At 69.5% G+C, this 25,584-nt stretch carries 30 protein-coding genes; 14 read left to right on the top strand and 16 right to left on the bottom strand.

Features of this window, described 5'->3' with window-relative positions:
• Positions 1-6: 6 nt before the first annotated feature.
• Positions 7-972, bottom strand: a complete 966-nt coding sequence (locus FNV62_RS48865; RefSeq protein WP_143604467.1) for an XdhC family protein — start codon at positions 970-972, stop codon at positions 7-9.
• A 266-nt stretch (positions 973-1,238) separates the two neighbouring features.
• Between FNV62_RS48865 and FNV62_RS48860 the strand changes: the two genes are divergently transcribed.
• The gene (locus tag FNV62_RS48860; protein WP_143629826.1) at positions 1,239-1,877 is read left to right on the top strand and encodes a molybdopterin-dependent oxidoreductase; all 639 of its coding nucleotides are present in this window, start codon (positions 1,239-1,241) and stop codon (positions 1,875-1,877) included.
• 84 nt (positions 1,878-1,961) lie between these two features.
• On the opposite strand, the gene FNV62_RS48855 is transcribed toward FNV62_RS48860, so the two are convergent.
• Both FNV62_RS48855 and FNV62_RS48850 read right to left on the bottom strand, forming a co-directional pair.
• Positions 1,962-2,429 carry a PepSY domain-containing protein gene (locus FNV62_RS48855; RefSeq protein ID WP_143629824.1) on the bottom strand — a complete coding sequence of 156 codons (468 nt, stop codon included), beginning with the start codon at positions 2,427-2,429 and terminating at the stop codon, positions 1,962-1,964.
• A 240-nt stretch (positions 2,430-2,669) separates the two neighbouring features.
• Positions 2,670-3,308 carry a TetR/AcrR family transcriptional regulator gene (locus FNV62_RS48850; protein ID WP_179858424.1) on the bottom strand — a complete coding sequence of 213 codons (639 nt, stop codon included), beginning with the start codon at positions 3,306-3,308 and terminating at the stop codon, positions 2,670-2,672.
• 226 nt (positions 3,309-3,534) lie between these two features.
• On the opposite strand from FNV62_RS48850, the gene FNV62_RS48845 reads away from it, so the two are divergent.
• Entirely contained in the window at positions 3,535-4,188 is a 654-nt protein-coding gene (locus tag FNV62_RS48845) for a nuclear transport factor 2 family protein (RefSeq protein ID WP_097288116.1), read from the top strand.
• A gap of 11 nt (positions 4,189-4,199) precedes the next feature.
• Positions 4,200-4,379 (top strand): hypothetical protein, encoded by a 180-nt coding sequence (locus tag FNV62_RS48840; RefSeq protein ID WP_143629822.1) that lies wholly within the window; start codon positions 4,200-4,202, stop codon positions 4,377-4,379.
• A 12-nt stretch (positions 4,380-4,391) separates the two neighbouring features.
• Here FNV62_RS48840 and FNV62_RS48835 read toward each other — a convergent pair whose 3' ends face one another.
• Positions 4,392-5,699: a sensor histidine kinase gene (locus FNV62_RS48835; RefSeq protein ID WP_144316241.1), complete on the bottom strand. Its 1,308-nt coding sequence runs from the start codon at positions 5,697-5,699 to the stop codon at positions 4,392-4,394.
• On the bottom strand, positions 5,696-6,388 hold the full coding sequence (locus FNV62_RS48830) for a response regulator transcription factor (protein WP_060895244.1): 693 nt from the start codon (positions 6,386-6,388) through the stop codon (positions 5,696-5,698). The genes FNV62_RS48835 and FNV62_RS48830 overlap by 4 nt, the downstream gene beginning before the upstream one ends.
• Before the next feature lie 102 nt (positions 6,389-6,490).
• On the opposite strand from FNV62_RS48830, the gene FNV62_RS48825 reads away from it, so the two are divergent.
• Positions 6,491-6,973 carry a septum formation initiator gene (locus tag FNV62_RS48825; RefSeq protein ID WP_143629819.1) on the top strand — a complete coding sequence of 161 codons (483 nt, stop codon included), beginning with the start codon at positions 6,491-6,493 and terminating at the stop codon, positions 6,971-6,973.
• Positions 6,974-7,065: 92 nt separating this feature from the next.
• Here FNV62_RS48825 and FNV62_RS48820 read toward each other — a convergent pair whose 3' ends face one another.
• Positions 7,066-8,322 carry a serine hydrolase domain-containing protein gene (locus FNV62_RS48820; protein ID WP_143629817.1) on the bottom strand — a complete coding sequence of 419 codons (1,257 nt, stop codon included), beginning with the start codon at positions 8,320-8,322 and terminating at the stop codon, positions 7,066-7,068.
• A 231-nt stretch (positions 8,323-8,553) separates the two neighbouring features.
• Between FNV62_RS48820 and FNV62_RS48815 the strand changes: the two genes are divergently transcribed.
• The 4 genes from FNV62_RS48815 (at position 8,554) to FNV62_RS48800 (ending at position 11,611) form a co-directional block, all read left to right on the top strand.
• A complete protein-coding gene (locus FNV62_RS48815) occupies positions 8,554-9,132 on the top strand; it encodes a carboxymuconolactone decarboxylase family protein (RefSeq protein ID WP_143604460.1) in 579 nt (192 codons plus the stop codon).
• Positions 9,129-9,980: an RNA polymerase sigma factor SigJ gene (sigJ, locus tag FNV62_RS48810; protein ID WP_097288110.1), complete on the top strand. Its 852-nt coding sequence runs from the start codon at positions 9,129-9,131 to the stop codon at positions 9,978-9,980. The genes FNV62_RS48815 and sigJ overlap by 4 nt, the downstream gene beginning before the upstream one ends.
• Positions 9,981-10,253: 273 nt before the next feature.
• Positions 10,254-11,231: a cytochrome c oxidase assembly protein gene (locus tag FNV62_RS48805; protein ID WP_144316240.1), complete on the top strand. Its 978-nt coding sequence runs from the start codon at positions 10,254-10,256 to the stop codon at positions 11,229-11,231.
• Positions 11,232-11,281: 50 nt separating this feature from the next.
• Positions 11,282-11,611 carry an antibiotic biosynthesis monooxygenase family protein gene (locus tag FNV62_RS48800; RefSeq protein ID WP_067381387.1) on the top strand — a complete coding sequence of 110 codons (330 nt, stop codon included), beginning with the start codon at positions 11,282-11,284 and terminating at the stop codon, positions 11,609-11,611.
• 270 nt (positions 11,612-11,881) lie between these two features.
• On the opposite strand, the gene FNV62_RS48795 is transcribed toward FNV62_RS48800, so the two are convergent.
• Positions 11,882-12,490 (bottom strand): CGNR zinc finger domain-containing protein, encoded by a 609-nt coding sequence (locus tag FNV62_RS48795; RefSeq protein WP_205522484.1) that lies wholly within the window; start codon positions 12,488-12,490, stop codon positions 11,882-11,884.
• Positions 12,491-12,582: 92 nt separating this feature from the next.
• Here FNV62_RS48795 and FNV62_RS48790 point away from each other — a divergent pair, with 92 nt between their 5' ends.
• Positions 12,583-13,443, top strand: coding sequence for a DUF427 domain-containing protein (locus FNV62_RS48790; protein ID WP_143629813.1), 861 nt, complete (start codon positions 12,583-12,585; stop codon positions 13,441-13,443).
• A 155-nt stretch (positions 13,444-13,598) separates the two neighbouring features.
• On the opposite strand, the gene FNV62_RS48785 is transcribed toward FNV62_RS48790, so the two are convergent.
• Positions 13,599-13,745, bottom strand: a complete 147-nt coding sequence (locus FNV62_RS48785) for a hypothetical protein (RefSeq protein ID WP_164657677.1) — start codon at positions 13,743-13,745, stop codon at positions 13,599-13,601.
• Between the two features lie 186 nt (positions 13,746-13,931).
• Between FNV62_RS48785 and FNV62_RS48780 the strand changes: the two genes are divergently transcribed.
• The 3 genes from FNV62_RS48780 to FNV62_RS48770 all read left to right on the top strand — a co-directional run bounded on the left by FNV62_RS48780 (position 13,932) and on the right by FNV62_RS48770 (position 18,185).
• Positions 13,932-15,662, top strand: a complete 1,731-nt coding sequence (locus FNV62_RS48780) for an MOSC and FAD-binding oxidoreductase domain-containing protein (protein WP_143629811.1) — start codon at positions 13,932-13,934, stop codon at positions 15,660-15,662.
• Positions 15,663-15,791: 129 nt separating this feature from the next.
• Entirely contained in the window at positions 15,792-16,661 is an 870-nt protein-coding gene (locus FNV62_RS48775) for an alpha/beta fold hydrolase (RefSeq protein WP_143629810.1), read from the top strand.
• Between the two features lie 342 nt (positions 16,662-17,003).
• The gene (locus FNV62_RS48770) at positions 17,004-18,185 is read left to right on the top strand and encodes an amidase domain-containing protein (protein WP_097288103.1); all 1,182 of its coding nucleotides are present in this window, start codon (positions 17,004-17,006) and stop codon (positions 18,183-18,185) included.
• A 96-nt stretch (positions 18,186-18,281) separates the two neighbouring features.
• Here the strand turns inward: FNV62_RS48770 and FNV62_RS48765 are convergent, their stop codons facing one another.
• From FNV62_RS48765 to FNV62_RS48750, 4 genes are all read right to left on the bottom strand, one after another.
• Entirely contained in the window at positions 18,282-18,515 is a 234-nt protein-coding gene (locus tag FNV62_RS48765; protein WP_060896808.1) for a hypothetical protein, read from the bottom strand.
• 212 nt (positions 18,516-18,727) lie between these two features.
• Positions 18,728-19,039, bottom strand: coding sequence for a hypothetical protein (locus FNV62_RS48760; RefSeq protein WP_186003177.1), 312 nt, complete (start codon positions 19,037-19,039; stop codon positions 18,728-18,730).
• Positions 19,036-19,221, bottom strand: coding sequence for a hypothetical protein (locus FNV62_RS48755; RefSeq protein ID WP_060896809.1), 186 nt, complete (start codon positions 19,219-19,221; stop codon positions 19,036-19,038). Before FNV62_RS48755 ends, FNV62_RS48760 begins: the two co-directional genes overlap by 4 nt.
• A gap of 152 nt (positions 19,222-19,373) precedes the next feature.
• Positions 19,374-19,850, bottom strand: coding sequence for a VOC family protein (locus FNV62_RS48750; RefSeq protein ID WP_205522339.1), 477 nt, complete (start codon positions 19,848-19,850; stop codon positions 19,374-19,376).
• A gap of 148 nt (positions 19,851-19,998) precedes the next feature.
• Between FNV62_RS48750 and FNV62_RS48745 the strand changes: the two genes are divergently transcribed.
• On the top strand, positions 19,999-20,775 hold the full coding sequence (locus tag FNV62_RS48745; protein WP_205522483.1) for a sugar phosphate isomerase/epimerase family protein: 777 nt from the start codon (positions 19,999-20,001) through the stop codon (positions 20,773-20,775).
• A 389-nt stretch (positions 20,776-21,164) separates the two neighbouring features.
• Here the strand turns inward: FNV62_RS48745 and FNV62_RS48740 are convergent, their stop codons facing one another.
• A complete protein-coding gene (locus tag FNV62_RS48740) occupies positions 21,165-21,710 on the bottom strand; it encodes an NUDIX hydrolase (protein WP_143629806.1) in 546 nt (181 codons plus the stop codon).
• A gap of 92 nt (positions 21,711-21,802) precedes the next feature.
• Positions 21,803-22,357 (bottom strand): DinB family protein, encoded by a 555-nt coding sequence (locus FNV62_RS48735; RefSeq protein ID WP_205522482.1) that lies wholly within the window; start codon positions 22,355-22,357, stop codon positions 21,803-21,805.
• Positions 22,358-22,570: 213 nt separating this feature from the next.
• Here FNV62_RS48735 and FNV62_RS48730 point away from each other — a divergent pair, with 213 nt between their 5' ends.
• Positions 22,571-23,029, top strand: coding sequence for a hypothetical protein (locus tag FNV62_RS48730; protein WP_382146897.1), 459 nt, complete (start codon positions 22,571-22,573; stop codon positions 23,027-23,029).
• A gap of 38 nt (positions 23,030-23,067) precedes the next feature.
• Here FNV62_RS48730 and FNV62_RS48725 read toward each other — a convergent pair whose 3' ends face one another.
• Together FNV62_RS48725 and FNV62_RS48720 are read right to left on the bottom strand one after the other, a co-directional pair.
• Positions 23,068-23,661, bottom strand: a complete 594-nt coding sequence (locus FNV62_RS48725; protein ID WP_060896815.1) for a DinB family protein — start codon at positions 23,659-23,661, stop codon at positions 23,068-23,070.
• Between the two features lie 104 nt (positions 23,662-23,765).
• On the bottom strand, positions 23,766-25,436 hold the full coding sequence (locus FNV62_RS48720) for an alkaline phosphatase family protein (RefSeq protein ID WP_225900664.1): 1,671 nt from the start codon (positions 25,434-25,436) through the stop codon (positions 23,766-23,768).
• Between the last annotated feature and the right edge of the window lie 148 nt (positions 25,437-25,584).

The following is a 25,584-nucleotide window of genomic DNA, read 5'->3' as shown; positions in this document are numbered from 1 at the left end:
CTACGGTCACCTCAGCGCGGCGAGAACCTCGGCGCAGATGGCCAAGGCCGTCTCCGCGGGGGTACGGGCGCCGATGTCGAGTCCGATCGGGCCGTGAATGCGGCGCAGTTGCTCCTCGGTGAGCCCCGCCTCGGTGAGGGCTTCGGCGCGGCGGGCCTGGGTACGGCGTGAGCCGAGCGCGCCGACATAGGGGACGCCGGCCGTCAACGCGGTGTGCAGGGCGGGGATGTCGAGGTCGGGCTCGTGACTGAGCACGATCAGGCAGGCCGCGGCCGGACGGTCGGCCATGGGTGTGCGGGCATCCGCGGCGGCGTACGCGACCGTGGCCTGCCAGCCCAGCACCTTCGCCTGGGTGGTGAGGAGTTCGGCGAGTTCGCCACCGCCGACGATGACCAGGTGAGGGACGGCCGGGCAGACCTCGATGAGGACGATTCCGGTGTCGGCGCGGCGGGTCTCGCGTCCGGCACGGTGGCGGGCGAGCAGCTGCCTGGCCTGCTCGGCGGCCTGAACGACGGCCGCCGCATCATCACCCTGCACTCCCGGAGTGACACCCCCCGGAGTGACGACGTCGCTGACAGCCTGGGTCCGCTCCTCGTCGATCCGGGTGATCAGCGCGGCGTCGGCGCCCTCGCTCAGCAGGTCCCACCAGCGGGCGGGGACGGTGTGCAGCGGCTGGAGCAGGATCTCGGCCTGTCCGCCGCAGGTCAGCCGTGCCTCTTTGACCTCGTCGTCGTGTACGGCCACCTCGCACACCCGCGCGGTGTGGCCGGGCGGGAGGGCCGCGGCCTCTGCGGCCAGGTGGTCGTCGAACGCACCGCGGTACAAGGTGCCCCGGCGGTTCCCGTCCTCGTCGATGAGGAGCGCGTCGGCGGGGTGCCGGGGCCCGAAGCCCTGCTCGGTGATCGGCCGGGCCAGCACGGCCGGGCGCCCCTGAGCTGCCCACCGCCGTGCCGTGTCCGCCAGCTCACGCATGTTCGCGGCCCTCCTCGTTCCTGGCTGTCGGCACCGGGAAACCATCGGGTCACCGGGAGACCACCTGGTCGGCGCGGCACTGTCGTCGCCATTCTAGTGAGCCCTGCCCCGGCTCCACGAGAACGGACGGAACAGGCACGGACGGAACGAGCACGGACGGAACGAGCACGACGCGCGTCGACCACGGAGTGCCCCTGCCTCGGCCCCCTGGGGGCGGGCACCTAGGCTGCACAGTGGACTGGCCGGCCGGAGGAAGGAGAGCACCCATGGGAGGCGACCACCCTGGTGCACCGGGCAGCACCCCCACCGCACCCCGCCGCGTTCCTCCGGGCCGGCGCCATGTGCACGGCTGGCCCGTCTCGCACTACGGCCCCGTCCCCCGTTTCCGCCCCGAGCGCTGGAACCTGCGCGTCTTCGGCGCCACCGCCGCCGGCGACGAACGCACGTGGTCCTTCGAGGAGTTCACCGCCCTCCCCCACACGACGGTCGTCGCCGACCTGCACTGCGCGACCGGCCCGACCTCGACGGACCACGAGTGGTTCGGGATCGCCGCCACGACGGTCCTGGACCTGGCACCGCCCTCTCCGGACGTCACGCACGTCATGGCCTGGGCGGAGTACGGCTACGCCGCCAACCTGCGTCTGCGCGACTTCACGGCTCCCGAGACCCTCCTGGCCACCCACCACAACGGCGAGCTCCTCACCGCCGAACACGGCTTCCCGCTGCGTCTCGTCGTCCCGCACCTCTACGGCTACAAGAGCCCCAAGTGGCTGCGCGGCATCGAGTACCTGACCGAGGACCGGCGCGGCTTCTGGGAGGCACGCGGTTACCACAACGTCGGCGACCCCTGGAAGGAACAGCGCTACTCCCACCAGGAGCGCGAGGGCGAGGGACCGGCCCTGTAGGCGCGGGGGATCTCAGCCGCCGAGGAGTTGCCCCAGGTACAGCGTGCGCACCGGCAGGCGACCTACGCCGAACACCCGCCGCCCTCAGTGGTGGTGTCGACCATGGGTGTCGCCACCGTTGTCGTCGCTGCCACCGTGGTGATCGTCGCGACGGTCGTCGGTGGCGCCGCCCCGGTCGTCGCGGTGGTGACCGTCGCCCGCCGACTCCTGCTCCGCCCTCATGATCCGGCCGTTGCTCCGGTCGACGTACACCTTGTGCCGACTGCCGTTCTTGAGGATCCTCACGCTCCACGCCGTACGGCCGTGCTCCACTTCCGGCTCGACCTCGATGACCTGCCCGCCGCCGACGTGTCCCAGGGCGATCTCGGCGGCACGGGAGCTGGTGACCGGCATGTTCGGGGTCGTGGGAGGTGCGGTCGGAGTCGCGGTCACGATGGACGACGCGTTCCGGCTGGGGGGAACGTCGTGGCTGCCACCGCCGGCGAGAGCGGTGCCGGTGACGGTGACAGCGAGCGCTCCCGCGGTGAGCAGGATCATGGATGTGCGTTTCATGGCGAACCTCCTGCGATTGCCCTTTGGTGACAAGAGGTTCGCCCGATCCGGGATAGGGCCGCACTGCGTCAGTGCTAAGAGCGGGCTAAGACCCTGTCCTACGTGGCGAGGCGGACGAGCCGTGACGACCCGATGGGCCACCACTCCCACGGAATCACCGCTCCTGTCCCCGACCAGTGGAAACGCGTCGATCACGCCCGGAAAGGCGACAGCTTGTGAGTCCGGTGGCCTTGGGCCCGGTCAGCGGCCGACGACGGCGTCCCCGCGGAACGCCCCAGCCACCACGGGGACCAACTGCCGCTCGATCTGCTCGGCGGACATGGCGGCCAGCTCGGCGCCGATGGGTGCCAGCGCGAGCCAGTTCAGCAGGCCGGCCGCGCATCGCGTACGGAAGATCAGTTCCTGCTCGTCGACTCCGGGCAGGTTCGCCGTCAGCACCCGGAGGGCCTCCCGGCGACTCTGGTCGAACTTGCCGTTCAGCCGCTCCCACCCCTGGGGCGGATCGATGCCGACGCGCGCCACAGTCCGCATCACGGCCAGGTCTTGTCCACCGGCCGCCAGCGCGCGCACCATCGGCCGGGCGAAGGCCGCCGCCATCTCCTGGAGTGTCGAAGTGGAGCCAAGGGGATCGAGCGCCAGGATCTGCGCGTCCAGATACCGTTCCAGCGCGTGCTCTATCGCCGAGTCGCACAGTGCCTTCAGCGACCCGAAGTGGTAACTCACCGCGGCGACGTTGGCCCCGGCGCGATCGGTGATCTCGCGGAGTGTCACGCCCTCCTGGCCTCGTTGCGCGAGCAACTCCAGGGCGGCCGTCTGCAGGCCGTCCCGCGTACGCTGACCAGCCTCTCGGCGCAGGTCCGTCTTTTTCGCCCCTATCACAGCATGAACTCAAGCAGCTGCTTGAGTTCATTGTCAAACAGCCGCCTCACGGATCGAGGCCGCGCTCGAGCGGAGCCCGTCCCGACGCGAGCACACAATTCAAACAAGTGCTTGACAGCCTGCGCCGCCGTTCATAATCTCAAGCGAGCGTTTGATTTACTAACCAAGCGCGAGAGACCGTTGCGACGGATCTCGGATCCTGAGAACACACCTGGAGGAACACGACATGAAGCTGCTCAGCCGGAAGTCGATCACCGCCACGGCCGCGATAGCGATCCTGGGTGGTCTTTCCATCGCCGCTGCGCCGACACAGGCCGCAAGCCCCGTCCACCGCGGTGCGGCGGTCCACACCAGTACGGCTGCCCACGCGGACCTGACTCCTGGCGACCTGGCGAAGCTGCCGCTGACGAACCGCCACCTGACCAAGCACGAGAGGGCCAACCTCGCAGTCGTCCTGCGCGACTACCACGTGGCGGAGGGCAACAGCCTGGACGTCGACACGTTCGTCAACAGCTTCGCCGACGACGGCGTCTTCAACGACATGGTCCCCGGCCAGGCATATCGGGGCAAGGCACTCGGTGACGTTCTGCCCTACATGGCCAACCTCTTCCCCGACGTGCACCGTGAACTCAAGCGCATCACCGTGAACGGCGACGTGATCAGCATCGAGCTGTCGATCCAGGGCACGTTCGAGGGACCGCTGCAGTCACCGGCGGGCACGGTCAAGCCGAACGGCGCGAAGATCGACGTACCGACTGCCGACTTCTGGTACCTGCACAACGGCAAGGTCGAGAAGTTCAACTGCTTCGTCGGGTACTCGACCATGTACGCCCAGATGGGCGTGAACTTCGACTGGGCCTCGGCGGTCAACAAGCACTGAGTCGTTCCCCGGTGGGTGATGCCCGGCGCCACCGGCCGCGCATCACCCACCGGGTCTTGGTGGCCGGCACGCTCTCGCCGCGCACCGTCAGCTCGCACTCGTACCGGGCGTTCCCCAAGCTCGGCATCGCCGTGCGGCGCCAACTCAGGGACGTGCTCGAGGCCCACACCGCAGACAGGGGCTCCGCCTGAGGCGTACGACCCCTAAAGCCGGCCCTCCGGGGACGGACCGGAGGCGGGTGGACCCAGCTCCAGTGTCACCCGCGCACCGCCGGTCGGACCCGTGGCCAGGTCCAGGCGTCCACCGCTGGACTGGGCGACGCGCCGGGCGATGTCCAGCCCGAGGCCGGTCGACCCTCCCCGGCTCGCGCCACGCCGTACCTGATCGGCCGACATACCGGGGCCGTCGTCCGCCACCGTCAGCAAGGCTCCGCCCCCGGCTCGGGGAGCCAGGGTGACGGCGAACCCGGTGCCGTCGGGTGTGTGGGCGAAGACATTGCCCAACAGGGCGTCCAGGGCGGCGGCGAGTTCGTCGGCCGCCACACCGACGAACAGCGGGCCGGTCGCCGCCACGTCGAGAGTGACCGCCCGTCCGGTGTCCTCGGCCAACACGGTCCAGAACGCCACCCGTTCACGCAGCGAGGCCGTCGCCTCGCAGGCCGCGTCGACGCGCGCCACCCGACGCTGGCGGGCCTCGCTGATCAGGCCGGTGACCGCGCGTTCCATGGCGTCCACGCGTGCGGCGATACGGGCTCCCTCGTCGGCGTCGGCGAGTGACTCGGTCTCCAGCCGCAGTGAGGTCAGCGGCGCCCGCAGTCGATGGGACAGGTCCGCGACCTGTTCGCGCTCCTCCCGGAGCAGTTCCTGGATCCGCCCGGCCAGGTGGTTGAGCGCCCCGGCGACCTCGCGCAGTTCCGGCGGACCGACCGGACGGGCCCGTGCGGTGAGGTCGGCCCGTGCCAGTTGGTGGGAGACGGCGGACAGTTCCGCGATGGGGGCGACGAGGGTACGGCTGAGCCGGTCCGCGACGAGCAGGCCGAGCAGCAGGAGTGCGACGCCCAGGCCGACGAGGACGAGCCAGGCCCGGGTCACCCCGCGGGTCAACTCGGCCGCGGGAACGAAGGCGCGGATCACGGCAGTCCCGTCCTGCCGTCCCAGCACGGCCACCACGATCTCGCGGCCGTCGGGACGCTCCACGGTCCTGCTCACTCCCGCTCGGGCCGCGAGCCGCACGGCGCTGGTCCGTGGTGCCGGGGTGCCCAGCACCGACCCGTCGGGCAGGAAGACCGTGACCGGACCTCGGGATCCGGCGGCCATGTGCTCGACGCTGAAGCGCAGGGTGTCCGGGTCGGCGGTCCCCACCAGGGAGACGAGGCTCTGGGCGTCCGCGGCGGCCGCGACGACGGCGCGGTCCTGCGCCACCGTGCGCAGCAGCAGCGCCAAGGGCACCACGAAGGCGAGGAGCGCCAGGCACATGGTGGCGCCGACGAGCAGGGTCAGCCGCCGCCTCATCGCCGGTCCGCGGGTGCGCTCAACCGGACCCCGACGCCCCGTACGGTGTGCAGGTATCGGGGGTCCTGAGCGGTCTCGCCGAGTTTGCGGCGCAGCCAGGACAGATGCACGTCGACCGTCTTGTCCGCGCTGCCGTAGGGCACCCGCCACACCTCGGTGAGCAGTTCCCGCTTGGTGACCACCCGTCCCGCCCGAACGGCGAGGTGGTGCAGGAGATCGAACTCGCGGGGTGTGAGATCGAGCATGACGCCGGCCAGGCTCGCCTCGCGTGCTCCCGGGTCGATGCGCAGATCACCGACGACGGTCGTGGCCGCGCTCTCCTGAGGTCCCGCGCCCCGCCGGAGCACCGCCCGGACCCGCGCCTCGAGTTGGGCGGCGGTGAACGGCTTCACCACATAGTCGTCGGCGCCCGCGTCCAGCCCCCGCACCATCTCCGCCTCGTCGTCCTTCGCCGTCGCGATGATCACCGGTACGGAGCTGACCGCTCGCAACATGCGCAGCAATTGGATGCCGTCCAGATCCGGCAGACCGAGGTCGAGGACCACGAGGTCCGGACGCTCGTCCAACGCGGTCTGCAGGCCGCCCATCGCGGTGTACGCGGCGGCGACCGCGTGGCCGCGCTCACTCAGTGCACGGATCAGCGGTGTACGTATCGTCGGGTCGTCTTCGATCAGCAGCAGGCGCACCACAGCAGGCACGCTATCCGAGTCGGCGGGCGGGCCGACCCGGTTAACCGTCCCTTAGGGTCCCCCGGTTCTGTCGTTAACGACGACCACGGCATAGTCGTCCGCATGCCTTCCCGCACTGTTCTCGCCGTGGCCGGCTGGGCGACCGCCGCCGTGGCCGCCACGCTCACGGGTCTGGCCGCCGTACAGGTCATCGGCGACGGGATCACCTCCTCCACGGAGGGCGGGGTGCTCACCCCGGAGCAGGTCGAGCGGCAGCTCGCCTCGGCTACGGCTTCCCCATCGGCGGGCCCGAGCACGGCGTCCCACACCCCGACTCCGACGTCCTCTCCGTCCGCGGGAGGTCCCTCCGCCACCACGGTCAAGGAGGTGTTCTCCACTCCGGGCGGGACGGTCATCGCCGAGTGCGACGGCGCGGTGGTGCGGCTGGTGTCGTGGGCCCCCGCACAGGGTTTCGGCGTCGAACGCGCCGACGCGGGGCCCGACGAACACGCCGAAGTGAGGTTCGAGGGCACGGCGGGCAAGGCCGAGCTCCGCGTGCGCTGCGTGAGCGGCCGACCCAGCGGGTCATGGAAACAGGACGACTGATCGGACGACCAGAACCGACGGCCGTCGAGCTGACGGCGTACCACTTCGATGGTGTCGGTCGGCGTGGTGCCGTCGCACGATGCCCGCCGCGCCTACCGGCCGGCGGCGCACAGCGCGTGGTCGATCAGGGTGCCCGTGGCCCGGTTGAGCGTGGGCAGGTCCGGCATCCCGGAGGTGGTGGTGACGGAGATCGTGACCGCGCGCCGCCCGTCCGAGCTGACCGCGGGGCGGGTGTAGGTGCCGAACCCGTCGCCCTCATGCATGTAGTAGTGGCCGCCGCAGGACAGCGGGACCTCGCGCAGGCCCAGACCGTAGGTACCCTCGGGCAGCTCCGCGACATCCTCCGGGTCGTCGGTGCGCTGTACGGTCTGCCGCATCTCCCGCCACTGCTCGGCCGGCAGCAGGCGGCCGTCGGCCAGCGAGCGGAAGAAGGTGTTGAGGTCCGCGGTGGTACTCACCACTCCGGAGTCGGCGGTGTGCAGGTAGCTGTTCGTGGTGACGTCGAGCCTGGTGCCGTCCGTGCCGGTCAGATAGGTGCTCACGTACGGCGTGGGCAGGAACGGGTCGAGCCCGGGCACCGAGGTCTGGCGCAGGCCCAGTCCGGCGATGATGCGGTGTTCGACCAACTCCCTCCAGCCGGTGCCGCTCGCCTTCTCGGCGATCATTCCGGCCAGCAGGTAGTTGGTGTTGGAGTACGCCCAGCGGGTGCGGCCGGCCTCCGGCACGAACAGCGGCTTGTGGGCCACGGCCATCATGACCAGGTCGTGAGTGGAGGTGTCGTTGTAACGGTTCTCGTCGAAGTGCTCGCGGAGCTTCCGCTGCATGTCCGGGTCGTCCATGTAGTCGAACAGCCCACTGGTCTGGCGGAGCAGGTCGCGCACGGTGATCCGGGAGCCGTCGTTGCCGTTGCCGGAGACCACGCCGGGCAGCCAGTGCTCGACGGTGTCGTCCAGCGAGAGCTGCTTCTCGGCGGCGAGTTGCAGCACCACGGTGGCGACGAACGCCTTGGTGGTGGAGGCCGTCCGGAAGTGCGAGCCCCACGGCACGGGGGCGTGGGAACCGGCCGACACGGTGCCGAGGCGGGCCTGCACCCGTCCTCCGGGCAGGCCGTCGACCCTGGCCAGCACGTTCACGTCCCCGCCACCCGCTTTGCGTACGGCGGCCAGGTCGCGGCGGAGCTCGGCCCGGGTGTATTCGGCGCGTGCGGCGCGGTGCCCGGAGGCCGCGGAGGCCGCCTCCGGCAGCAGCACGGCGGCGACCAGCGCGGCTGCCGCGAGGCCGACGGCTGCCGCCTTCTTCTTGCCGGCCCTGGTTGTTGTGCGCTGCGTACCGGCCTCAAGAGCATGCATGGTTCGAACCTCCGGTTCGGGCTGGTGGACCACCGCCTGCTGACGCCGACCAGCCAACCGGATCCCGAACCCGGGCCCCATGGCCCTACCACCCGGACCAAGGGTGGTGCCCGGCCCCGCCCACGGTGGGGAAAACCCGAAGCCGGGCCCTGAGCCCCGTTGTCACATGCCCGGGTCGGGCGGTGTCTTCATGACGAACGGCCCAACAGGCACACGTACAAGGAGAACACCATGACGCTGCGCGTCCCGAAGGCCGAGCTCCCCGTCGAGCTCCGCGAAATCATGATCAAGCAACTCGGTACCGTGCCCGAGCCCGTCGAGGTGCTGTGGAACCACCCCGAACTCGCCGAGGCCAACCAGGAGTTCTCGGCCAAGGTGGCCACGTGGGACGCGGCCGACGCGAGCCTCAAGACGTTCGCCCACATGGCCGTCGCGGCACAGGTCGGCTGCAGCTGGTGCCTCGACATCAACTACTTCCACGCGCTGAACCAGAACCTGGACCTGACCAAGGCGAGCCAGGTGCCGCGCTGGCGGCAGTCGGAGGTGTTCACGCCGCTGGAGCGGGACGTGATGGAGTACGCCGAGGCCATGACGAACACACCGACGACCGTCACCGACGAGTTGTCCGCGCGGCTGCTCGACCGGCTCGGCCCGGCGGCGATGGTCGAACTCACCGTGTTCATCGGCTTCGCCAACTTTGCCACCAGGTGCAACACGGCGCACGGGATCACGTCGCAGGGCTACTCCGACGCCTGCGAGATTCCGCTGGCCGCGCGTCCGCAGAACCTCGGCGTAGCGTCGACGGCATGACCGAGGACCCGTTCGTCGTCCATCGCAGCCTCCTGTTCACGGTCGCCTACGAGATGCTCGGCTCGTCGGCCGACGCCGAGGACGTACTGCAGGAGTCCTGGCTCCGGTGGGCCGACGTCGACCGCGCGCAGGTGCGTGACCCGCGGGCCTATCTCGTACGAACCGTCACACGGCAGGCGCTCAACCGTCTGCGGACCTTGTCGCGCAGTCGCGAGGAGTACGTCGGCGAGTGGCTGCCGGAGCCGCTGCTGACCAGCCCCGACGTCGCCGAGGACATCGAGCTCGCGGAGAACGTGTCGATCGCGATGCTGACCGTGCTCGAAACGCTGGGGCCGACGGAGCGCGCGGTGTTCGTGCTCCGCGAGGTCTTCGAGGTGCCGTACGGCGAGATCGCCGAGGCCGTCGGGAAGTCCGCGGCAGCGGTGCGGCAGATCGCGCGGCGGGCACGCGAACACGTGGCGGCCCGGCGGCCGCGGGTGCCGGTGAGCCGGTCGGAGCAGCAGGCCGTGGTGGAGCGGTTCCTGGCCGCGCTGCGCACCGGCCGGTTGCAGGAACTGCTGGACGTCATGGCACCGGACGTGGTTCTGATCGCCGACGGCGGTGGGCTTGCGGGCGCCGCTCGGGCTCCGATCCACGGGGCCGCACTGGTGGCGAGCATGCTCGCTCTCCCGGGCCGGGCGGTGTCGGCGGTGTGGCTCAACGGCGCGCCGGCGGGCCGGATCGAGATCGACGGCCGAGTGGCCGCGGTGAGCCTCGTGGTGGAGGACGGGAAGGTCACCCGGATCCACGCGATCGCGAACCCGCGGAAACTGACACGGCTCGATGAACCGGCCGAACTCGCCAGGTAGGCCCGCCCGCCGCTGCCTCGGGCGACGTGTGTGTTCCGGACGGTCCGGACCGTCCGGAACACACACGACCGCGCAGTGGTCAGACGCCGAGGCACGTGGACGTGCGTCGGAACACGTCCGTCGTGCTTTGCATGACACGTCCGTCGTGCTTTGTATGAGCTGGGTATGAGCTCGGTGTGACCGCGGGCGAGTCCGGTGCGTGCGCGACCGGGGCCGGTCGCGCGCGGCATAGAGTGCCACGGCAGATCTGGCATGCCGTGGAGGTAGAACGCGATGGAGAATCCACCACAGCTCACCGTGGGACGATTCCTCACCTCATGGCAACCGGACGTGCCCGCGCTGCTGGTGGTCGTCATCCTGGGCGCGCTGTACGGCTGGGGCGTGCTGCGTCTCAGGCGCCGGGGCGAGCACTGGCCCCTGCCGCGCGCCGGCGCCTTCGCGGTGCTCGGCCTGGGCACCCTCGTCGTGGCCACGATGTCCGCGCTGGCCGTGTACGACCACGTGCTGTTCTGGCCGGCCGCCGTCCAGAACGTCCTCCTCGACCTGATCGCACCACTCGGGCTGGCTCTGGGCGATCCACTGCGGCTGGCTCTCCGTTCCCTGCCCGCGCGTGCCGCCGGGCGTGTGCAGCGGGCGCTGACCGGGCGGCTGGTACGCCTGCTCACCTTCCCGCTGGTCAGCACGGCTCTGGTGCTCGCGACGGAGCTGACGGTGTACTTCACGCCGTACTTCGCGACCGCCCTGCGCGACGACTGGCTGCACGAGGTGATGTATCTGCACCTGCTGCTCGCCGGCAGCCTGTTCGTCTTGCCGATGCTCACCCGCGAGGCGGCGCTGCCGAGGTGGTGTACCCATCCGGTCCGGGCGGCGCTGGTGTTCCTCGACGGGATCATCGACGCCGTACCGGGCATCGTCGTGATGACCCACGGCACGCTCATCGCCGGGGCCTGGTATCTGCGTCACGCGCCGTCCTGGGCGCCGGACGTACTCCATGACCAGCAGCTGGGCGGTGGCGCGATGATCAGCATCGCCGAGTTGGTGGCGCTGCCCTTCCTCCTCGCGATCCTGGTGCAGTGGGCCCGTACCGAACGCGCCGAGACCGTCATACTGGACCGCCGTCTGGAGGCGGAGCTGGTTCCGGCGACGCCCGCGCCGGGAGCGGCACAGACATCGGAACTCGTACGTCCCTGGTGGGAGACCGAGAACAGCGAAGTCGCCCAGCGCATCCGGCACCAGCGGCCGGGACGTTGACACACGCAAGCCGGCCGTCTCCCAGGAGCGCCGTGGGGCAGGATGGGGCCATGAGCGTAGTCAAGATCAACGTACTGACCGTCCCGGCCGAGCAGCGGGAAACGCTGGAGAAGCGCTTCGCCTCGCGTGCCCATGCCGTGGAGAACTCCGACGGATTCGAATGGTTCGAACTCCTCCGCCCCGTCGAAGGCACCGACAGCTACCTCGTGTACACGCGGTGGCGTGACGAGGAGTCCTTCCAGGCCTGGATGGAGGGCCCCATGAAGGCGGCCCACCAGGGCGGTGACGCGGCGAGCGGGGAGCGCCCCAAGCCGGCGGCCAGCGGGTCCACGCTGTGGTCCTTCGAGGTCGTGCAGCAGGCGGCGCCGACCAGCGCGTAACCGGACGCCGGGCAGGCCGTCGGCGGGCCGGTCGTAGCCGCAGGGCCGTGGCCTGGCGTCGCCCCCGCCGTGCGGCGAGTTCGGGGCCACGGGGCGAGAAGTTCACGGCGTGGGCACGCGGCGGCATCCGGCCGGTGCGTGTCCGCCGGGGTGGAAGCCGGGCGTGGCCGGGGTGCCACCGTCGCCCCGGTGCCACCGTCGCCCTGGTGGCCCGTGGCCCGTGGTGAGGAGCGCCCTGTCGCCCGCCCCTTGCGGCGGCCGCTCCGCGGGTCAGATTCCGCCGACTCCGTCGGTGTGGGTTCGTTCGTAGTGGCGGGCGACCCGTGCCCGGTTGCCGCAGATGTTGCTGGTACACCACCTGCGACGCTTGTTCTCGGCGAGGAAGAGCATCGAGCAGGCCGGGTTGGCACAACGGCGCAGAAGCCCGAGCCGCTCGTTGTCGGCGAGGAGCCCGATGGCCTCCGCGGCGATGGCGGCCAACGCGGCGTTCCCGCCGTGTTCGGTGTGCCAGCGTTCCTCGCCCCTGCTCCCGTCGGCCGTCACGACCAGACGAGGACTCACGGGAGCCGCTGCCGCGGCGGCGTTGATGTCGTCCACCGACGTGGGCCGCGCCGGGCGGCCCTCCAGGTGACTGTCCAGGACGTCGCGAACCGCCGCACGCAGCCGGCGCACCGCCGCGGCGTCGGGCACAGGCCCGGGCGGCAGGCTTCCGGACTGCAGTGCCCACCAGGCCGCCGAGGCCTCCGGGTTCCCGATGAGGTCCGTGGCCGGTTCGGTCACCGTCATCAGCGTGTCCGCCAGGTCCAGTGCGACGAGCGGCTCACCACCCATGGGGAACCCCGCCGCCTGAAGCTCATCTACACCAACTCGAATGCGCACGGCTTCATGCTACCCATTAGTGCGCCGCCTTGCCGGAGCAATCTAATGGTTCTACGCTCATTGTATTCATTAGTCTCAGAAGGGAACCGGCCATGGGACTGTCATGGCAGCAAGGACCGCTCTCCTCCACAGCGCTCGGAAGGTTCCTCACCCCTGAGCCGTTGCCGGAGCGGCTGCTCTTCACGGAACGGCTCCGCCGCCGGCTGAGGGTGAGGTTCGGCGGGGAATGGATCGCGGACAGCGAGGACGTCGTACTGCTGCACGAGCCGGGGCGCTACCCCGTCGCCTACTTCCCGCTCTCGTCACTGCGTTCCGGCGTTCTCGAGGCGAGCGGGCGCACCACCCGGCACCGCGAGCTCGGCGAGACGTCCTGGTTCACCGTGGACGTCGGCGGCCGTCGCACCGAGCGTGCGGCGTGGCAGTTCACGGGGCTCCCCTCGTACGCCGCCGAGCTGGAGGGACGTGTCGCCTTCGCCTGGAGGGCCATGGACGCCTTCTACGAGGAGGACGAACGGATCCTCGGGCACGCGGCGGACGCCTATCACCGCATCGACATCCGCGACACCTCCCGCACCCTTGAGGTGCGCTCTGGGGACACGGTGATCGCACGGACCACGCGTCCGGTGGTGCTCTACGAGTCCGGGTTCGCACCGCGGTGGTACGTACCGCGCGAGGACATCCAGGAGAAGGAACTGACGCCGGTGGAGGGTCGGACGTTCTGCCCCTACAAGGGACTGGCCGACTACTACGACATCGGCGAGGCCAAGAAGGCGGCGTGGTCGTACCGCGAGGCCTACCCCGAGGTCGGGCGCGTCGGCGACCTGGTCTCGTTCGAGCCGGACAGGGTCGAGGTCTACCTCGACGGTGAGCGTCTGCACCTCGAACCGGGCCAGCAGGTGGTGCCTCACGGGGTCGACCGCAGCCTGGGGACCGACGAGGTCCTCTCCCCCTGAATCGGAGTCGGCCACGGACGGCGGGGTACGACCGGGACGCAGCCGGGTACGACCGGGACGCACTCGAGGCCGCCTCCTGCGGGACCCGAGCGTCGCCCCACGGCGAAGGTCGCCCCCTCACCGTGGGGCGTGATGTGCCGACGGGACGGACAGACTCATTCCTCGCGTTCGTACTCCGCCCGGGCACGTTCGGCGTCGAGATCTTCCTGTGCGGCACGGTAGATGTCACCGGCCAGCTTGCGGGCGGCCTGAGGATCGGAGGTCGAGGAGACCGTCCGGATCCGGTCAGCCCATTTGTCCATGTCTTGCGGGGTTTCAGGATTCTTGCTCACACTACTTTTGTACCTTTTTGTAGGCTTCTTCGCCTCCCGCGCCGGAGGAAAACGTGCGCATGACCCACGAAGCCGGGTTCCGATCGGCCGGATCACTGAGCAGCATGCTGAGGCGACCGACTTCGCCGTGCGGCGGCGCCGCACCGGGAGGACGAGATGGCGACTCTGCTCTCAGTCAACGTGGGACGGCCGAAGGACGTGCGCTGGCGCGACAGGACGGTACACACGGGAGCGTGGAAGCATCCCGTCGACGGCCCCCGGATGGTGCGCCGCCTCAATATCGACGGTGACGGCCAGGGCGACCTGCAGGGCCACGGCGGGGAGCAGCGGGCTGTCCTCGTCTACCAGACGCAGTCCTACGCGTACTGGCGCAAGGTCCTCGAGCGCGACGATCTGGAGTTCGGCCAGTTCGGGGAGAACTTCACCGTCGACGGGCTGGCGGACGACGAGGTGTGCATCGGCGACCGGTACCGCATCGGCGAAGCCGAGTTCGAGGTCACCCAGCCACGCGTGACCTGTTACCGCGTCGGCATGCGCCTGAACGAACCGCGCATGGCCTCCCTGCTCGTCGCCCACCACCGCCCCGGCTTCTACCTCCGCGTCATCGCCGAGGGCCGGGTCCGGGCCGGAGACCCGATCACCCGGACCCGCACGGGCCGGGGGTCCCTCAGCGTCGCCGACACCGACGCCCTGCTCTACCTTCCGGACCCCGACCCGGCCAGACTGCGTACCGCCTTGACCATCGAGGCGCTCAGCCCCGGATGGCAGCAGTCCTTCCAGGAGATGAGCCATCGACTCGACCAGCCGCCCGCCCCCGCACCCACCGCGCCGGGCTGGAGGGGCTTCAAGCGGCTGCGCGTGACCCAGGTCGTACCCGAGACCCCCACGGTGTCCTCGTTCCTCCTGCGGCCCATCGACTCGCAGACGCTGCCCCCGGCCGCGCCCGGCCAATACCTGACCGTACGGATCCCCGAAGAGGGCCGGCCCGACCTGGTGCGTTCCTATTCGCTGTCCTCCGCCCCCGGTGCCGCCGAGTACCGGATCAGCGTCAAACGCGAAGACCGCGGCAAGGTCAGCACCTATCTCCACACCCATCTGCACACGGGCGACGTCATCGAAGCGGCAGCCCCTCGCGGGACGTTCGTGCTGGCCGATGACCACACGCCCGTGGCACTGTTCTCGGCGGGCATCGGCGTCACGCCCGTTCTGGCGATGCTGCACCAACTGGCCCTCGAACACAGCTCCCGCGCCGTGTGGTGGGTGCACACCGCGCGCGATCCGGGACAGCAGCCCTTCGCGGAAGAGGCCCGGCAACTCCTGGCCCGCCTGCCGCACGCCCGCGTCTTCATCTACTACACCGCCCCGGATCTCGAGATCGCCGGGGGGCCGGGCATCACGCACGGACGCATGACCAGCGACGGGATCCGGGAGCTCGGCATCCCTGCGGATGCGCACGCCTATCTGTGCGGCCCCGAGGGCTTCATGTCGACGGTGACATCCGCGCTCCAGCGGGCGGGGCTGAGCAGTTCGAACATCCACACCGAAGTCTTCGGGGCACTCGCGGCCATCAACCCCGGCATCACCCACACGGGTTCCGGACCTCCTCACCAGCCGCCCGGTCCCCGGGGCGCCGGGCCCTCCGTGACCTTCGCCCGCAGCGGCCTGTCCACCGGCTGGTCGGAACGGTACGCGACGCTGCTGGAGCTGGCGGAGGCGTGCGAGGTCCCCACGCGCTGGTCCTGCCGCACAGGGGTGTGCCACACCTGCGCCACTCCTCTGCTCACCGGTCAGGTCGAGTACACGACGCAGCCCCTGGAGGATCCCGCCTCGGGTGAAGTACTGCCGTGCTGCAGCATCCCCACCACTGACGTCCTGCTGGATCTGTGAGCCCCTGGCCGGGGCTCTGGGAGTGCGGGGCTTCCGGCTCTGCGAATCTAACCATCAAAGATGACTTGACAGGTTAGACCCTCCATGCTGGACTGCGGCTAACCGTTCAAAGCAACCTTGGAGGTTGACATGAGCAGCGTCGTGCATCACCGCACCGCCACCGTCAACGGCATGGATGTCTTCTACCGGGAGGCCGGAGACCCGCGGTCACCGGCGCTCGTGCTGCTGCACGGCTTCCCGACGAGCTCGCACATGTTCCGGAACCTCATCCCGGCACTCGCCGACACCTACCGCGTCATCGCGCCCGACATGATCGGATTCGGACAGTCGGCCATGCCGACGGTCGACGAGTTCGACTACACCTTCGACACTCTGACCGACGTGACCGCCGCCCTGTTGGAACAGCTCGGCGTCGACCGGTTCGCCGTCTACGCCCAGGACTACGGAGCGCCCATCGCTTGGCGGCTCGCCACACGGTCTCCGCAGCGCATCACCGCGATCATCACGCAGAACGGCAACGGCTACACCGACGGATTCGTCAAGGCATTCTGGGACGGGCTGTTCGCCTACGCCGAGAACCCGACGCCCGAGAACGAAGCCCCCCTCCGCGGGGCCCTGACCCTCGAACTGACCCGATGGCAGTACTTGAACGGGGTCGCGGATCCGAGCCTCGTCAGCCCGGACAGCTGGACCATCGACCAGGCGCTGCTCGACCGCCCCGGCAACGACGCCATCCAGCTCGCACTGTTCCGGAACTATCCGACCAACGTCGCCCTCTACCCCCAGTTGCAGCAGTACTTCCGCGACAGCCAGGTGCCGCTGCTGGCCGTCTGGGGGGCCAACGACGAAATCTTCGGCCCGGACGGAGCCCGCGCCTTCCGACGCGACCTGCCCGACGCCGAGATCCATCTCCTCGAGTCCGGACACTTCGCCCTGGAGAGCCACCTGGAGGAAATCGCCGGGTACATCCGCGACTTCCTCGCACGCGTCACCTCCTGAGCCGCACGCCCGCGCGTCCCCGCCGTCGGTAACAGCCCTTCGCCGTACGGCACATTGCGCAGGTCGGCGTACGGAACGCGGAGCCAAGGGCCACCGGGGCGAAGGGGCGGCGGGGTACTGCCTTCGTGGGGCAGCGATTTGGGCAACTTCGCCCAGGTGTGGGTGAGCGGTATCGGGACGAAAACGCGCGGCGCGGCGTCGGGGCGGGCTGGGGGACGACGGTCCCGTCGACGAGTCGTGTGTTGCGGTTGGGCCACTTCGGCAACCCCCTTCACAGGAGCCACACATGCCGTGCGAGGATGCGGCTCCCGGTATCGAGTACCGGCGTAGAGGGGAACATCATTGAGATCAAGGAAACTGAGCCGTAAGCGGCGACGGGCGACCATAGTCACGGCAGCGGCCGCCTCGGTCGTCGCCGGCGCCGCGCTGCTGCCCAACTGGACCGCGGGCGCGTCGAGTGTCGCCGACCCCGCCGTGGATCCGTCGACCAAAGCCACCTTCCAACGGCTGGCGGACGCGGTCTTCACCGACCGTACGGACGCCCTGGTGGACGGCGGCAAGACCAGTCGGAACACGTCACTGTCGTCGCGGTTCTCCGGCGACGTGCGGGTGTCCTCCACGCTGTCGCGCGAGGAGAAGTCCGCACTGTCGCAACTGCGGGGCCGCAAGTCCCGTTTGGAGTCGCTCGGCGAGAAGTACAGCTCGGCCAACACGAGCGTCTCGCTGGACCGTACGCGACTGAAGGGCCGTCACGCCACGGTCAACGTCACCGAGACGACGACGCTGACCTACGAGAAGGTCAAGGGCAACGAGCCGAAGACCACCGGCTTCCAGGCTCACCACGAGCTGACGTTCAAGGCCGATCGCAACGGCGACTGGCAGCTGACCGGCATCCGTGACACCGATGACGGCGTCGCGGTCAACCAGGTCGCCGCCACCACGTTCGTCGCCGCGCCGAAGACGGCCGCCGACGACGCGCCGCCCTCGGCGACCCGCTCCGTCACCACGTGGCCCGCGCCGGCCAAGCCGAAGAACCTCTCGGCCTCCGGCTACGACTACAAGGCCATGGCGGCGTACGCGGCCAAGTACTGGAACAACTACAACCCGGCCTACCCGAACTTCAACGGGCAGGGTGCCGGCGGCGACTGCACCAACTTCGTCAGCCAGTCCCTGAAAGCGGGCGGCTGGAAGCACGTCCCCGGCTACACGGACGACTTCCACAAGTGGTTCGGCAACTCCGACATCCAGTCGGACTCGTTCGTCGGCGTCAACGAGTTCTCGTGGTTCGCCCTGTCCTCCAAGCGGGTCACCAGCCTCGCCAACGTCTACCAGTTGGACGTGGGTGACGTCCTGCAGATGGACTTCAACAAGGACGGGTCCAAGGACCACAGCATGATCGTCACCTACCGCAGCCCGCAGGGCGTGCCGTACGTGACGTACCACTCCACCAACACCTACAACAGGTCGGTGGCGAGCATCATCGCGTCGTACCCGAACGCGGCGTACTACGCCTACCGCACCTGAGCGGTCCCCGTCCGGGGCGGGAGCCGGTCCGAGTGTCCGGCTCCCGCCCCGTCCGGGTCTCCCTGGTGACGGTGACTTTCGGCTGCTCCCGATCACTCACGGGAACAGTGCGATCCCGACGAGGATCAGCAGGATGATGCCGGCGACGAGCGCAACGGTCGCCCACGTCCCCCGCCGCCTCAGCGGCGTCGCGGGTTCTCCTCCACGGGGCCGGTCCTCCGGCAGTGCGGCGTCGGCCGGGCGCCCGCTCCTGTAGAACTCTTCGTCGGTCGGATAGACGTTGCGCGGATCAGCGAGAGCGCGCGGATCGATCTCGTGTGGACTGGTCATGAGCACTCCTTGCGCGGCGCTCATCAGGGTCGGGGTTCCCGACGGACGCCAGGGCCTGCGCCAGGGGCGATGGCTCCCATTTCCCAGGCGCGCAGCCCTTCAGGAAGACGCCGCACAGGCAATCCGCCCTGCTCACCGCGCACCATCTGATCGTATACCCGAGCAGGGCGCTCCATGAGGTCCAGCGGGGTATGCGGGCCGGACCGCGCACCTCACAGGTCGAGGACCGCCCGGAGCGCGTTGTCGATGAGCGCCTGCTGCTCGGGCCCGATGTTGCCGAGCAGGGTGGCGGTCTCGAAACGCGCCGCGGAAAGCTGGAGCAGGTTAACGGCGACGACCGAGGCGTCGACCGGGGTGGTCAGGCGCACGCTCATCGCCGTATCGGGATGCACGGCCGGGGCGTGCACCACCAGGGCGACCACGGCGCCGTACGCGTCGGCCAGTCCGTCGAGGCTGACGACGAGGACCGTGCGGTTTCCCTTGCCGGTGTCGACGTCCCAGACATCGCCCTTCTGGATCGTCACAGGGCGTCGCCCTCGCCGCCCAGATCGAGGGGCTCGATCCGGGCGAGCCGACGGGCGGCGTCCAGCGTCATCTGCCGACGTACGGCTCGGAGGATGTAGTCGTTCAGGGAGGGGGCGCCGGCCGCGGCGTCGCGCAGCGCCTTGTCCATGGCGTCGGGAATCCGCAGGGTGATGGCAGTCATGACACCAAATGTAGTGGCATCGCTGCCGTCATGCGACGAGTCGGGACGGCGGGCTTTTCGGGACGGCGGGCTTGCCCGGGAACAGTGGGACACCGCCGGGCCAGGAGGATGGACTTGCGTCATCCCAGTGACGCGGCGCCGACCGGATCGGCTCACGGAGCGCCGTCGACCACTTCTATGGCGTTGCCGTCGGGATCCTGGAGGACGGCGACGCGCACTCCGGGACCCACATCCATGGGACCGTGCCGCACACGTCCGCCGCGGGCCACACCGCGTTCGATGATCCCGTCGAGATCATCGACGTACATGGTCAGATAGCGCACGCCGGTCAAGTGAAAGAAAGGCTCGGCCGGTTCGGCGGAGGCGGGCCGCCGCGAAGGAACCATCACCTTGATCCGCGTGCCGGGTGCCTCGAGCCGGTGTACGACTCCAGAGCCCGACCTGACCGCCGGGAGCCGTTCCAGTTCGAACACGGCGGCGAAGAACTCCACCAAGGCTTCGTCGGCGCTGACCAGCCCGACTTCGACCCGCTGCAAGGTCACGGCACCCCCGGATAGCTGCCCACATCGGTCGTTCCGCATCTGGTCCCACAGATGCGAGAATGTTACTCTACTGTACGAGAATGCCATTATCGAACGTGTGCGGTGACGTCGCCTCGTCACCGAGCACCGCCCCGGCCTTGTCCAGGCGGCGTCGGACCACCGAAAGCGGGCGAGATGGATGGAAAGGCTGGGGATCGAGCTTCTCAGCGTCTTCGGAATGCCTCCGGTCGCGTTCGTGGCCCTGGCCGCGGACCTGGGTTGCCGGTACATCTCGACCGCCCTGACATCGAATCCGTACAACCCGTCGATCTATCCGCCGTTCTCCCTTCGGGACGATCCAACGCTGCGGCGCGAGATGATCGCCGCGATGCGTGATCGCGACGTGTCGATCTCGCTCGGGGAAGGCATGGTGGTCCGCGAGGGAGCCGACATCCAGGACAGAGTCGGCGATCTCGAGATCATGGCGGAGCTCGGTGTCCGGCGGATCAACACGGTCTCTCTCGATCCGGACCTCGACCGCAGCATCGACCAGTTCGGCATCCTCGCCGAGAACGCCGCGTCACTCGGGATGGAGACGACGGTGGAAGCCAGTCCGGGCCTGACGGTCCCGGATCTGCCCAGCGCACTCGACGTCGTTCGTCAGGTCGGACGGCCTGACTTCCGCCTCCTGGTCGACACGATGCACATCGTGCGCTCCGGTTCCGGGCCGGACGACCTCGCGCGGCTCGATCCTGGTGTCATCGGCTACATCCAGCTGAGCGACGCCCCGTTGGTGCCCGCCATCCCCCACTACATGGAAGAGGCGATGTTCGAGCGGATGGTGCCCGAGACGGGCGAACTGCCCTTGCTGGACGTGCTCGAGGTACTGCCGCGCGACCTTGTCATCGGCCTTGAGATACCGCTCCGCGCGGAGGCGATGGCGGGCGTCGGCCCACATGAGCGGGTCGGTCGGTGCGTCGATGCCGCCCGCGGTCTCCTGGCTCGACTGGCCGACCGGCCCCATCAGGCCTGAACCCGCTGCGTGCGAGGCTCCTGGCTGGAACGGGCGAGCGTAGGGGTGATCGCTCACGCGGTCGTAGATCCTGCGCAGCCACGGCCGGCGGACGGCGGGCCGTCGTGCCAGCGTGTGGAGGAACGCTCTCGCGTCAGGCCGGAACGCCCCCCATGGATGCATCGGCAGCGGGTCGTCGCGGAGGACACCCTCGGGCATTCCGCCTGTCGCTGTCCCGGCCCGGCGATCGAGAGCCAACTCCTTTTTGTCCGCGGATCCAGGGCCCTGTGGGGGCGTCTGCAGGGCGTGTTGAGCTTCGAGTTGGCGGGACGCCGCACACACAGCCCCCTCTACCCACTGGTGGTGGAGGGAGGAGCCTGGCGGGACCCGTTCCGCTCGGTGGGGAGCGGTCAGACTGAGCGTTGCGGACGCGGTGGGAGCGTCGAGCCTCGTGGCAAGGGGCCGCGTGGACCCGCGTGCTCCCCCTGGTACCGGACAAACGCGTCGCGGGCGTCGGGGACGAACGTCGTGTCGTACATCGCAGCGCGCAGTTCGACCGGGGTGAGCCAGGCGTGCCAGGCGACTTCCGAGGCATCCGGTACAACCGGCCGGTCCAGGACCGCCAGGCCGAGCCAGTACGGACTGATGACACCCCGGCACAGGTACTTGAAGAGGAACCGCGTCGGGGTGTGGACCCCGAGTTCTTCGGCGAGTTCGCGAGAGGCCGCCGCCGGGTAGGTCTCGCCCACGCCCACGGCACCACCGACCAGCCAGTTGTACTGGCCGGGGAAGCGGGAAACGTGATCGGGGCGCCGGTGGACGAGGATCCGACCGTCAGGGTCGCGGCAGACCGTGGTGGCGACCCGGTGCAGCCACCTTCGGCGGATGGCCTCGCCTCGATCCACCACCCCCACTGTCCGGTCCTGCTCGTCCACTCGCTCCACCATCTCCCCCACGGCTGACACGCTGCCACAGAACCGCTGGGCTGACGACACGCTCAGCGCAACGGCCGACTTGGTGTGGCGGATCAAGCTCCGACATCACCTCCTCAGACGCCGATCGCCCCATCGATGCGTTCACGGAGGAGATCGGCGTGTCCGTTGTGACGGGCGTATTCCTCGATCAGGTGGACGAGCACCCAGCGCAACGACACCGTCCCACGCCACGCGTCCTTGCCCGCGACGTCGAGGTGGGGCGCGTCCTTGGTGAAGGCGTCGGCGAACGCGACCTCGTCGCGCCATGCCTGCCACGCTTCGGTCACAAGGTCGGGATCGGAAGCCGCGCCGTCGAAGTCACCGTCTGGTTCCATCGCCGACGAGAAGCGTGGTGGCGCGTCCTGACCGGCGAGAACCTGACGGAACCATCGGCGCTCCACGTCGGCGAGATGGCGTACGAGTCCGAGCAGCGAGAGCGTGGAGGGCTCGACGGAGCGTCGGGCCAACTCCCCTTCCAGACCCGCGCACTTCAGCTCCAGCGTCGTCCGCTGGGCCCTGAGAAATCCGATGAGCATGGCTCGCTCTTCGCCGGTCGAGGGAGCATCGAGCCGGGGATCGTCGTCTCCGACGAACATGGCGGCCCGCCGCCGTGGATTGGTCGTACTCATGCTGTCTCTCCTTCAGGGTTCGTCGCTGGGAGGGAGCACGCGTTACTCCGTGCGAGTGGTGCATCCTCCGACAGCGTCGTAGCGTCGATACAGGAGCCGACCGCCGCAAGAAGGGGCGGATCAGGCACCGGGCCTGCTGGTCGAAAGAGATTGCGACTGGGAGCGAACATGTCAAGACGCACAGTGAGGACAGCGGTGACGTTCTGTGCCGCTGTGTCGCTCGTAGCAATCGCGGGAACAGCTTCCTCCGCCCCAGCTCCGTCACCGCCGTCCGCGCCGTCCACGCCGTCCACGCCGTCCACGCCGTCCACGCCCAGCGTGCAGCGCCAGGCGGGACAGCCCGTGATGGTCGACTGCTTCTGGCACCCGCAGGTGCGCCCCACCGATTTCATTCTCGCGTGCGGTGACGGCAACAGCCGCCTCACCTCGCTCCGCTGGTCGCAGTGGCACCCTGACTCCGCGGTGGCCGAGGGCTTCAACGTGGTGAACGACTGCAAGCCGTACTGCGCCGCGGGCAAGTTCCACTCGTACCGGGTGATCGTGCGGCTCAACGCCCCGCAGCCTTGGAAGAAGCGCCCTGATCTGTCGCACTACACCCAGCTGAGCCTCGTCTACACCAATGGGAAGCCGGACGGATTCGGGCAATGGGTCGACCTTCCCCTGTGGAACTGACGTCCGGGATCGGGGCGTTCCGGCTCGGTGGGGCGGCGTCAGTCGCGGCCGGCTTCCCGCGCCACGCGCTCCAGTCGGCTTCGATGGCTGTCCCACCACGAGCGGTCGCCCGAGGGCATGGCGTCGTTGCCTTCCCACATCCCGGCAGCCCCGTCGATGGACTCCCGGAGAATGTCGGCGTGGCCCGCGTGCCGGTGGGTGTCGGCGATCACGCGCACCAGGACCTGGTGCAGCGTCACCTCTCTTCGGTCCTCGGGCCACCACGCCACACGACCGATCGCGTCAAGCGCGAAGGTCTCGATCGTGGTGTCCGAGTGCTTCCACGCCTGGCGGTAGAGTCCGACGATCTGTTCGCGCGACTCATCGGTGTCGGCCCACATGTCCGCGTTGGGCTCGGCGTCGGCCGTGAACCAGAGCGGCGGCTCTTCGAAGAACGGCCGCTCGAAGGTGTCGCCGAAGTACCCCAGCTCCACTCCGGTGACGTGTTTGACCAGTCCCAACAGATTCGTTCCGGTCGGCGTCAGCGGACGGCGGACGTCGTACTCCGACAGCCCGTCGAGCTTCCACAGCAGGGCGTCGCGGGCGGCTTGCAGAGAGCGGAGAAGATCCGCCTTCGCATTCGATTCGATCATGTCCAACAGTCTCGCAGCCACCACTGACAGTCCCATGGGCCCGCAACCCGGTGACGGGACCGTCGTCGTGGCGACGGTCCCGTCGGTGGAGCGCCGGGGTGGGGTCAGCGCACCGGCAGGGTCGCGGTGTGCTCGACGCGTACGGCGTCCAGGGACCGGGGGTTGAGGCCGAGCAGTCGCAGGATCGTCGGGGCGATCTGCGTGGTCTCCACCGGGCCGCTGACGCGCACGCCGCGCGGGGTGGCGGCGCCCGAGACGACGAGCGGGACGTCGAGGTCGTCGGCGTGGGCGCCGCCGTGCTCGGCGATCTTGCTCTTGCCGCCGGTGTAGACGACGCCGTAGCGGGCGATGCCGAACAGGTCCGGCACGCGCGAGTCGCCCGCCTTGACGTGGAAGTACTTGGCGGCCGCCGCACCGGCGTACAGGGTCTTCAGGCCGCTCGCGGTGAAGGGCTTGGCCTTGCCGGCGATGTCGTTGCCGGTGCCGGACTGGGCGAGCAGGTACGCCTTGGCGAAGGCGGTGGCGGCCTGCGAGCGGTCGTTGAGCCACAGGAGCATGGCGTCGTCGTCCACGGAGTGGGCGACCAGGTCACCGGCGCCCGGGTGGGCCTTCTTCCACGCGGCGTTGAGGCCGTCGAGCAGGGGGCCGTCGTCGATACGGGTCAGGGCCTTGGGGTCGGTCGGTGACTGGCCGTGCTTGGAGGAGAGGATGACGGTCGTGTTGCCGTCCAGGTGCTGCTTGCGCAGTTCGGTGAGGAACGCTCCGACCTCCTGGTCCACGAAGGCCAGGTTCTTGGCCAGCAGCGGACCGGGGACACCCTTCGCCACGTAGCCGCCCGTCAGCCCCTCGGAGGCGGGCAGCTTCTGGGCGGTCGAGACGGACTGGAAGTTCATGCCGAAGACCGCCGGGGTGCCGGTCCTGTGGGTGCGGCCGTGGTCGTAGCCGTCGATCTCGTTGAGGACGGCCTTCACCTTGTAACCGTCGTACTGCTCCGTCGCCGCGTTGTCCTTCGTCCAGTCCGTGCCTGCCGGGTAGCCGATCGCCTGGCTGTTGATCTCGGGGGCGAAAAGGTCCTGGACGCCGTCGCCGGAGGGGCCGTTGAGGATCTCGTACGCGACGTGCTTGTCGGACCAGGCGGTCCGCAGTCCGGCCTTTCTGACCACGTTGAAGACCGTGTTCACCTTCAGATACGAGTGCGGGTACACGGGCTTGCAGGTCTTGGGGTCGACCGGCAGCTTCGACGGGTCGATGAGGCCGCGGGCGGCGCCGGTCATCCTGAGGATGCTGCCGGGCAGGCCGGCGAGGCCCTGGCCTGCGTCGATGGAGTCCTTGTTGCGGTCCAGGTCCTCGGTGAAGTCGACCTCGGCGCCGGGCTTGGCGCCCGCGCAGTGGGTGGTTCCGGCCGGGAGGAGTGCCGAGCTGTATCCGTCGTCGTAGTAGAGGCCCGTGGTGCCCGGGTTCCCGCCGGTGAGCTGGCCCACCAGGCCGGGGAACGAGTCGGAGGGGTCGGTGGTCCTCGCGTGGGTGTACTCGACCCCACCGGTGGCGAGCCGCGCGAGCGCGGACTTCGGGTGACGCGCGACGTACCAGGCCAGGTCGGACTGGTGCAGACCGTCGATCGACAACAACAAAACATGGCGCGCGACGTGCGCGGGCGAGTGCGCGGAAGTGGATGTGGCGGCGGGTGTGGCGGCGGTCGCGGTGGCGGTGAGGCCGCCGACGGCTGCGAGCGCGGCGGCGGCCGCGGTGACGGGACGGACAGGACGTCGGAACACGGGTGGTTCTCCTCTGGCTGTGCGGAGCATGTGAAACCTGCGAACCATGCACCGACATAGGAGTCGCGCAACATGTACGGAAGCGGGCTCGCGCGTCCCGTAATGCCCAAGAAACGCAACTGAGCACGCAAAGACTGCTTGTCACCCG

This window comes from Streptomyces sp. RLB3-17, assembly GCF_007113425.2.
Taxonomy (GTDB): Bacteria; Actinomycetota; Actinomycetes; order Streptomycetales; family Streptomycetaceae; genus Streptomyces; species Streptomyces mirabilis_D.
The sequence above is the reverse complement of the archived record's forward strand: the minus strand, read 5'-3'. Positions and strand labels throughout refer to the sequence as shown.

What these genes read in the sequence shown, in the direction of transcription:
- FNV62_RS48865 (WP_143604467.1), bottom strand. Translation starts at nt 972, where the DNA reads ATGCGTGAGCTGGCGGACACGGCACGGCGGTGGGCAGCTCAGGGGCGC.
- FNV62_RS48860 (WP_143629826.1), top strand. Translation starts at nt 1,239, where the DNA reads ATGGGAGGCGACCACCCTGGTGCACCGGGCAGCACCCCCACCGCACCC.
- FNV62_RS48855 (WP_143629824.1), bottom strand. Translation starts at nt 2,429, where the DNA reads ATGAAACGCACATCCATGATCCTGCTCACCGCGGGAGCGCTCGCTGTC.
- FNV62_RS48845 (WP_097288116.1), top strand. Translation starts at nt 3,535, where the DNA reads ATGAAGCTGCTCAGCCGGAAGTCGATCACCGCCACGGCCGCGATAGCG.
- FNV62_RS48835 (WP_144316241.1), bottom strand. Translation starts at nt 5,699, where the DNA reads ATGAGGCGGCGGCTGACCCTGCTCGTCGGCGCCACCATGTGCCTGGCG.
- FNV62_RS48825 (WP_143629819.1), top strand. Translation starts at nt 6,491, where the DNA reads ATGCCTTCCCGCACTGTTCTCGCCGTGGCCGGCTGGGCGACCGCCGCC.
- FNV62_RS48820 (WP_143629817.1), bottom strand. Translation starts at nt 8,322, where the DNA reads ATGCATGCTCTTGAGGCCGGTACGCAGCGCACAACAACCAGGGCCGGC.
- FNV62_RS48815 (WP_143604460.1), top strand. Translation starts at nt 8,554, where the DNA reads ATGACGCTGCGCGTCCCGAAGGCCGAGCTCCCCGTCGAGCTCCGCGAA.
- sigJ (WP_097288110.1), top strand. Translation starts at nt 9,129, where the DNA reads ATGACCGAGGACCCGTTCGTCGTCCATCGCAGCCTCCTGTTCACGGTC.
- FNV62_RS48805 (WP_144316240.1), top strand. Translation starts at nt 10,254, where the DNA reads ATGGAGAATCCACCACAGCTCACCGTGGGACGATTCCTCACCTCATGG.
- FNV62_RS48800 (WP_067381387.1), top strand. Translation starts at nt 11,282, where the DNA reads ATGAGCGTAGTCAAGATCAACGTACTGACCGTCCCGGCCGAGCAGCGG.
- FNV62_RS48790 (WP_143629813.1), top strand. Translation starts at nt 12,583, where the DNA reads ATGGGACTGTCATGGCAGCAAGGACCGCTCTCCTCCACAGCGCTCGGA.
- FNV62_RS48785 (WP_164657677.1), bottom strand. Translation starts at nt 13,745, where the DNA reads ATGGACAAATGGGCTGACCGGATCCGGACGGTCTCCTCGACCTCCGAT.
- FNV62_RS48780 (WP_143629811.1), top strand. Translation starts at nt 13,932, where the DNA reads ATGGCGACTCTGCTCTCAGTCAACGTGGGACGGCCGAAGGACGTGCGC.
- FNV62_RS48775 (WP_143629810.1), top strand. Translation starts at nt 15,792, where the DNA reads ATGAGCAGCGTCGTGCATCACCGCACCGCCACCGTCAACGGCATGGAT.
- FNV62_RS48765 (WP_060896808.1), bottom strand. Translation starts at nt 18,515, where the DNA reads ATGACCAGTCCACACGAGATCGATCCGCGCGCTCTCGCTGATCCGCGC.
- FNV62_RS48755 (WP_060896809.1), bottom strand. Translation starts at nt 19,221, where the DNA reads ATGACTGCCATCACCCTGCGGATTCCCGACGCCATGGACAAGGCGCTG.
- FNV62_RS48750 (WP_205522339.1), bottom strand. Translation starts at nt 19,850, where the DNA reads ATGGCATTCTCGTACAGTAGAGTAACATTCTCGCATCTGTGGGACCAG.
- FNV62_RS48735 (WP_205522482.1), bottom strand. Translation starts at nt 22,357, where the DNA reads ATGAGTACGACCAATCCACGGCGGCGGGCCGCCATGTTCGTCGGAGAC.
- FNV62_RS48725 (WP_060896815.1), bottom strand. Translation starts at nt 23,661, where the DNA reads ATGATCGAATCGAATGCGAAGGCGGATCTTCTCCGCTCTCTGCAAGCC.